8 protein-coding genes are annotated in these 5,798 nt (G+C 72.3%); 2 read left to right on the plus strand and 6 right to left on the minus strand.

Going from position 1 to position 5,798, the window contains the following annotated elements; translation table 11 throughout:
* Window positions 1–77 precede the first annotated feature (77 nt).
* Genes ACFU99_RS30360 through ACFU99_RS30380 form a run of 5 tightly spaced genes read right to left on the minus strand, consistent with a single transcriptional unit; the run spans window position 78 to window position 4,305 of the window.
* The gene (locus ACFU99_RS30360; RefSeq protein WP_384398107.1) at window positions 78–1,340 is read right to left on the minus strand and encodes a cytochrome P450; all 1,263 of its coding nucleotides are present in this window, start codon (window positions 1,338–1,340) and stop codon (window positions 78–80) included.
* A 5-nt stretch (window positions 1,341–1,345) separates the two neighbouring features.
* On the minus strand, window positions 1,346–1,960 hold the full coding sequence (locus tag ACFU99_RS30365) for an ATP/GTP-binding protein (RefSeq protein WP_384398095.1): 615 nt from the start codon (window positions 1,958–1,960) through the stop codon (window positions 1,346–1,348).
* Window positions 1,941–2,297, minus strand: a complete 357-nt coding sequence (locus ACFU99_RS30370) for a DUF742 domain-containing protein (protein WP_363128379.1) — start codon at window positions 2,295–2,297, stop codon at window positions 1,941–1,943. The genes ACFU99_RS30365 and ACFU99_RS30370 overlap by 20 nt, the downstream gene beginning before the upstream one ends.
* Entirely contained in the window at window positions 2,294–2,695 is a 402-nt protein-coding gene (locus tag ACFU99_RS30375) for a roadblock/LC7 domain-containing protein (RefSeq protein ID WP_384398098.1), read from the minus strand. The genes ACFU99_RS30370 and ACFU99_RS30375 overlap by 4 nt, the downstream gene beginning before the upstream one ends.
* A complete protein-coding gene (locus ACFU99_RS30380) occupies window positions 2,692–4,305 on the minus strand; it encodes a sensor histidine kinase (protein ID WP_384398100.1) in 1,614 nt (537 codons plus the stop codon). Before ACFU99_RS30380 ends, ACFU99_RS30375 begins: the two co-directional genes overlap by 4 nt.
* 248 nt (window positions 4,306–4,553) lie before the next feature.
* Between ACFU99_RS30380 and ACFU99_RS30385 the strand changes: the two genes are divergently transcribed.
* Window positions 4,554–4,775 carry a hypothetical protein gene (locus tag ACFU99_RS30385; protein WP_384398103.1) on the plus strand — a complete coding sequence of 74 codons (222 nt, stop codon included), beginning with the start codon at window positions 4,554–4,556 and terminating at the stop codon, window positions 4,773–4,775.
* A gap of 18 nt (window positions 4,776–4,793) precedes the next feature.
* On the opposite strand, the gene ACFU99_RS30390 is transcribed toward ACFU99_RS30385, so the two are convergent.
* A complete protein-coding gene (locus ACFU99_RS30390; RefSeq protein ID WP_384398105.1) occupies window positions 4,794–5,138 on the minus strand; it encodes a MerR family transcriptional regulator in 345 nt (114 codons plus the stop codon).
* A gap of 379 nt (window positions 5,139–5,517) precedes the next feature.
* Between ACFU99_RS30390 and ACFU99_RS30395 the strand changes: the two genes are divergently transcribed.
* Entirely contained in the window at window positions 5,518–5,721 is a 204-nt protein-coding gene (locus ACFU99_RS30395) for a cold-shock protein (RefSeq protein WP_363227875.1), read from the plus strand.
* Window positions 5,722–5,798 lie beyond the last annotated feature (77 nt).

Here is a 5,798-nt window from a genome sequence, read left to right on the forward strand (position 1 = left end):
GCCTCGAAGCGCTGCCGGTGACCTTCACGCCCGGCCCGGTCGCGGCGGCGGCCGGCGCGTAGCCGGCCGCGCCCGGATCAGCCCCCGCTCGGCGGCACGTAAGCGGGGGTGAATCCGACCGGCAGCGCCGCCAGCCCGCGCATCCACACCGACGGCCGCCACACCAGCTCCTGCGCCTCGACCGCCAGCAGCACATCCGGCAGCCGGTCCAGCAGGATCTCGACGGCCGCCTTGGCGATCACCTCGGCGATCTCCGGGGCCGGGTACGGGCACGAGTGCTCGCCGTGGCTGAAGGACATATGGGCCTGGTTGCCCTCGGAACCGGCGTACGAGTCCGGCCGCACCTGCGGATCGTTGTTCGCGGCGGCCAGCCCGAGGACGAGCAGGTCGCCGGTGCGGATGCGCTTGCCGCCCAGCTGGGTGTCGCGGGTCGCCCAGCGGCCGATGAAGTTCTGCGTGGGCGTGTCCTCCCACAGCACCTCGTTGAGCGCCTGCCCGACGCTGCGCCGGCCGCCCGCCAGCGTCACCGCGAACCGGTCGTCGGTGAGCATCAGCCGCAGCGTGTTGCCGATCCAGTTCGCCGTGGGCTGCTGGGCGGCGGCCATCACCACGAGCAGATCGATGACGATCTCCTCCTCGGCCAGCCCCGCCGCGTGCCCCAGCAGCCGCGAGGGCACGTCCGGACCCGGATGCACCCGCTTGTCCTGCACGAGGCGCCCCATCCGGGCCGCGACCCGCTGGTGCGCCTCGATGGCGCCCTCGCTCTCGTCGAGCGAGTCGGCGATGTCCCGTACCAGCGGGGGGATCTCCGACTCCGGCAGACCGAACAGCTCGGCGACGACCAGCAGCGGCATCCGGAACGCGAAGTCCGCCATCAAGTCCGCCTCGCCGCGCCCCGCGAACGAGTCGATCAGCGAGTCCGCGACCCGCTCGCAGATCTGCCGCAGCTCGAACTGGTCGACGGCGGCCAGCGCGTCGCTGATCGCCCCGGCCCGCCGCCGGTGCTCCGGCCCCTCCGCGAACATCACCGACGGCTGGTAGCCGACGTACGGCATCAGCGGCCAGTCGGGCGGGATGCGGTCCCACGCGTGCCAGCGCCGGGAGTCGCGGGCGAACAGCTGCGAATCGCCCGCGACCTGGTGCACCTCCCGGTAGCCCAGCACGAACCAGGCGGGGATGCCGCCGTCCAGCAGGATCGGCGCGACCGGGCCGTGGACGCGGCGCAGCTCCCGGTACAGCCGCGCCGGGTCGCTCTGGAACCCCTCCCCGTACAGGGGCACGGCCCCCTGGTGCGCGGGGCAGCCCGGCGGCGGTGCGGCGGCGTCGGGCGAGGGGGGCAGGTACGTCACGGTGTGGTCTCCCGGGCGGACAGGGCGTAGAGGTGGTTGACGAGCGCGATCAGGACCTTCTTGCTGGAGTCCCGGTCACGGGCGTCGCAGTCGATCAGCGGCACGTCGGGGGAGAGGTCGAGCGCCTCCCGCACCTGCTCCAGCGTGTGCTGCGGGCCGGGGCCGCCGAAGTCGTTGCGGGCCACGATGAACGGCATCCGGTGGTGCTCCAGCCGGTCGATCGCGTACCAGGAGTCGTCGAGGCGCCGGGTGTCGACGAGGACCACCGCGCCCAGCGTCCCGGAGAACAGCCGGTCCCACAGGAACCAGAACCGCTCCTGGCCGGGCGCGCCGAAGAGATAGAGCACGGCCTGGTCGTTGATGCTGATACGGCCGAAGTCGAAGGCGACGGTGGTGGTGGACTTGGTCTCCACGCCCGAGGGGTCGTCGACGCCGATGCCCGCCCGCGTCATCGTCTCCTCGGTGTTGAGCGGGCGTATCTCGCTGACGGAGCGGACCATCGTGGTCTTGCCGACGCCGAAGCCGCCGACTATCACGATCTTCAGGCCGTTGTCCGCGGTGCTCCGCAGGTGGTCGCGGCCGGCGGACGGCTCAGAGACGGTGGAGTGCAACGAGCACCTCCTTCAACAGGTCGGGGTCGGGAAGCTGGGCCGCGGCCGGCGCCGAACGTGGATGGCGTGCGGTGATCCGGCCCCCGTCGAGCAGGTCGCAGAGCAGGATCTTGACGATGCTGACCGGCAGCCGCAGCTCCGCGGAGATCTCCACGACGGCCACCGGGTACTGGCACATGGCGAGGATCCGGGCGTGCTCGGACTGCATGCCCGGGGTCGGATCGCATTCGCTGACGACGAGGGTGACCAGGTCGAAGCGGCTCTCGTCGGCGCGGCTGCGGCCGCCGGTGACGGTGTAGAGCCGGTCCGGGTCGTCGTCGGGCCCCAGCCTCCTCATACCGACCGGCGCGGGGCGGCGCTGAGGTAGTCGCCGATCTGCTCGACCAGCTCGTTCATGTTGAAGCCGATGACGCCGACGTCCGCGTCCTCCGTCGCCACCACGGCCAGGTGCGCGCCGTGCCCGGCCTCCACGATGAACAGGATGCCGCCGTGGAACTCGGCCATCGCCTGCCGGACGCCGCCGGAGCCGTCGCCGAACTCGACGGACGCGCCGTGGGACAGGCTCTGGATGCCGGACGCTATCGCGGAGAGCTGGTCCGCCTGGTCCACGGAGAGCTCCTTGGAGTGGCAGAGCTTGAGGCCGTCCTTGGACAGCACGAGCGCGTGCCGGGTGCCCGGGGTCTTCTGGAGGAGGTTCTCCAGCATCCAGTCGAGGCTGTGGTCGGTGGTGTTCATCGGGGGTCGTCCTCCGGGCGGGCGGGGGGGGGGGTGTTTGCGGTGTCGGAATTGTTGCCTTGGACGGCTCGGCGGAAGGTGCTGAACCGCGCCGCGGCCTCCTCGCGGGAGCGCGGGGGCGGCACGTCGCCGCGCGAGGGCGTGGGGGAGGGCGCGGCGGCCAGCGTCTGACCGCGCCGACGCTTGGGCAGCCCGCTGTCACCGAGGGCGGGAGCGGCGGGCGCCTGGGCGGGGGGCTGCTGCACCGGCTGCTGCTGCATGGGCGGCTGCTGTACGGGCGGCTGGACCGGCGCCTGGGGCTGCTGCTGTACGGGCGGCTGGACGGGCCACTGCTGTACGGGCTGCTGTACGGGCGCGGCGGGGGCCTGCGGGGGCGCGGCGGGGGGCATGGGCGCGGCCTCGGGCAGGGGCGCGCGCCCCGGCGTGGCGGGCGTACGGGCGTGCCGCGGCGTGCCCTGCTCCGCGAGGGCCGGAGCCGGGGCGGCCGGGGCCGGAGCGGCCTGCTGCGCGGGAGCGGCCTGGGCGGGGAGGGTGACCAGCTGCTGGGGGATGAGGATCACCACGCCCGTACCGCCGCGCGACGAGGGCCGGAAGGAGACGGACAGCCCGTGCTTGCGGGCGAGGCAGCCCACCACCGCGAGGCCCAGCCGGGTGCCGGAGAGCGTCAGCAGATCGAGGGTCTCGGACGAGACGGCCTGCTCGGCGCGGCGCAGCGCGGCCTCGCTCATGACCAGACCGCCGTCCTCGACGGTGATCACGATGCCGGCCTGGGCCTCCTCCACGTAGACGTGCGCCTCGGAGGACGGCGGCGAGAAGGTGGTGGCGTTGTCCATGATCTCGGCGAGCGCGTGCATGATGCCCTCGGCGGCGTGCCCGGCGACCGCGGCCGTGCTGCTGGAGTGCAGCCGCACCCGGCGGTAGGCGCTGATACGGCCCATGGCCCCGCGCAGAATCGATTCCATCGCGATCGGCTTGGTCCAGCGGCGGCCCGAGCGGGCCCCGGTGAGCACGGCGATGCTGTCCGCGAGGCGGCCGGCCTGCGCGGTGCTGTGGTCGAGCTGGAGCAGGTCGCCGAGGACCTCCTCGCCGTGCCGGTGCTCCATCTCCCGCAGGTCCGCGAGCATGCTGGTGGCCAGCGCCTGGACGCGCCCGGCGGCGTTGGCGCAGGCGGACATCGCGGCGGCGCGCATCCGCTCGCCGCGGCCGACCTCCTCGGCCAGGATGCGTACGATCCGCTGGTGCGCCCCGTCGGCCGGCTGTCTGACGTGCGCCAGCGCGGTGTCCACGGATGAGCCCCGGCGCAGCACGGCCACGAGCGCGGGCAGCGTGTCGTCGGCCAGCCGGCCGGCCTCCGCCTCCAGCGCGGCGATCTGGTCGCGGCGCGCCCGCGCGGTCCGCACGCTGTGCGCGGTCATCGCGAGCGAGAGGCTCAGCAGCGCGGCGGCGGCCCCGCCGCACCAGGCGACCGGGGTCTGCACGGAGACCGGGGCGGCCAGCGCCGCCCAGAGGCACAGACCGCCGGTGACGGCCGCCGCGGCCAGCAGGACGAGCAGCGCTTGCCCCACGGGTGGGCGTACTGCCTGCTGGCGGGTGGATATGAGTGCTGACATCAAACTGGTCCTTGTGAACGGTTGATGGCGTGGGGTGCCAGGCAGCGCGAGGCGTTGCGGAGATCGTTCAGCACCATATCCGCTCCGCGTGGCGCGGCAACTAGCCGTCCGAAGAGTGACGTTGGTACAGGCCAGAGCGGTGGGCGCGCGGCACCGGCACCGTACTGACCTGGACGTTCCGTTTCGCCCACGGGGACAAGGGCGTTGAGGCGTGACGGGCGTGCTCCTACGGGCGCATACTGACCGCAATGACGAAATCAGCCGCGCCCAGGCGCCATCTGCCCACCAGCCCCTTCAGCGCACCGACCGTCAGCCCGCCCGCGAAGTTCGCCGTCGGCGAGCGGGTGACACATGATCAGTACGGCCTCGGGCGGGTCGTCGGGGTCGAGGACGACCTCGCCGTGCTCGTGGACTTCGGATCCCGGCAGGAGCGGCTCACCACGCCGTTCGCCCGGTTGAACAAGCTCTGAGCGCCGGGGCGCCGCCCGTCAGGACCCCTGGTCCGGCGGCGCTCCGGCCGAACGGCGCAGCTCCTCGTTGAGCCGCCGTGCCTCGTCGAGCTGGTCCTCCAGCACGATGATGCGGCAGGCGGCCTCGACCGGCGTGCCCTGATCGACCAGCTCCCGGGCGCGGGCCGCGGTGCGCAGCTGGCCGCGGGAGTAGCGGCGGTGGCCGCCGTCCGAGCGCAGCGGGGTGATCAGGTGCGCCTCGCCCAGAGTGCGCAGAAACGCGGCGGTGGTGCCGATCATCTCGGCGGCGCGCCCCATGGTGTAGGCGGGGTAGTCGTCGTCATCGAGTCTGTCGGGCGCCGCCGGGCGGGTTGTATGGGGCATCGCACCTTGTCTTCGTGAGCGCTGCGTGACTCCTCAAAGCTATCGAGGCAGTGCGCGCATGTCTATCGCGGCGGCCACAGATTTAGTCGGGGCCCGCGTGCAGAATGTGTCGCCGCCCGCCCGCAGAATGTATCCGGGCCCGCTACCAGAATTCATGGGGCGATTAATGAAGCTGTAGAGTTCTCGGCCCCATTCGAGAGCGCCGTGCTATCGTCGAGCCAGTTGCAGTTGTGGTTCCCGAGAACTCTGTGCACCTCTGGCCCGCGGGCCGCAGGCGCATTTTTGTTTTGCCGGTAAATATTCCGGAAGGGGCAACATCGCGGCTACGCGGGATTCACGCGGTGTGGATCCTCGGCTCTGCCCCAGAAGGAGAATTATTATGGCCAGCGGCACTGTGAAGTGGTTCAACTCGGAAAAGGGCTTCGGCTTCATCGAGCAGGACGGCGGCGGCGCCGACGTCTTCGCCCACTACTCGAACATCGCCACCCAGGGCTTCCGTGAGCTCCAGGAGGGCCAGAAGGTGACCTTCGACGTCACGCAGGGCCAGAAGGGCCCGCAGGCGGAGAACATCACCCCCGCCTGACGTCGCCAGACGTACCTCGTGACCGGGGCCCGCACCGTGACGGTGCGGGCCCCGGTCCGCGTGTGTCCGGGCGGCTG

Origin of the sequence: Streptomyces sp. NPDC057654 (genome assembly GCF_042800135.1) — a bacterium.
Lineage (GTDB): Bacteria > Actinomycetota > Actinomycetes > Streptomycetales > Streptomycetaceae > Streptomyces.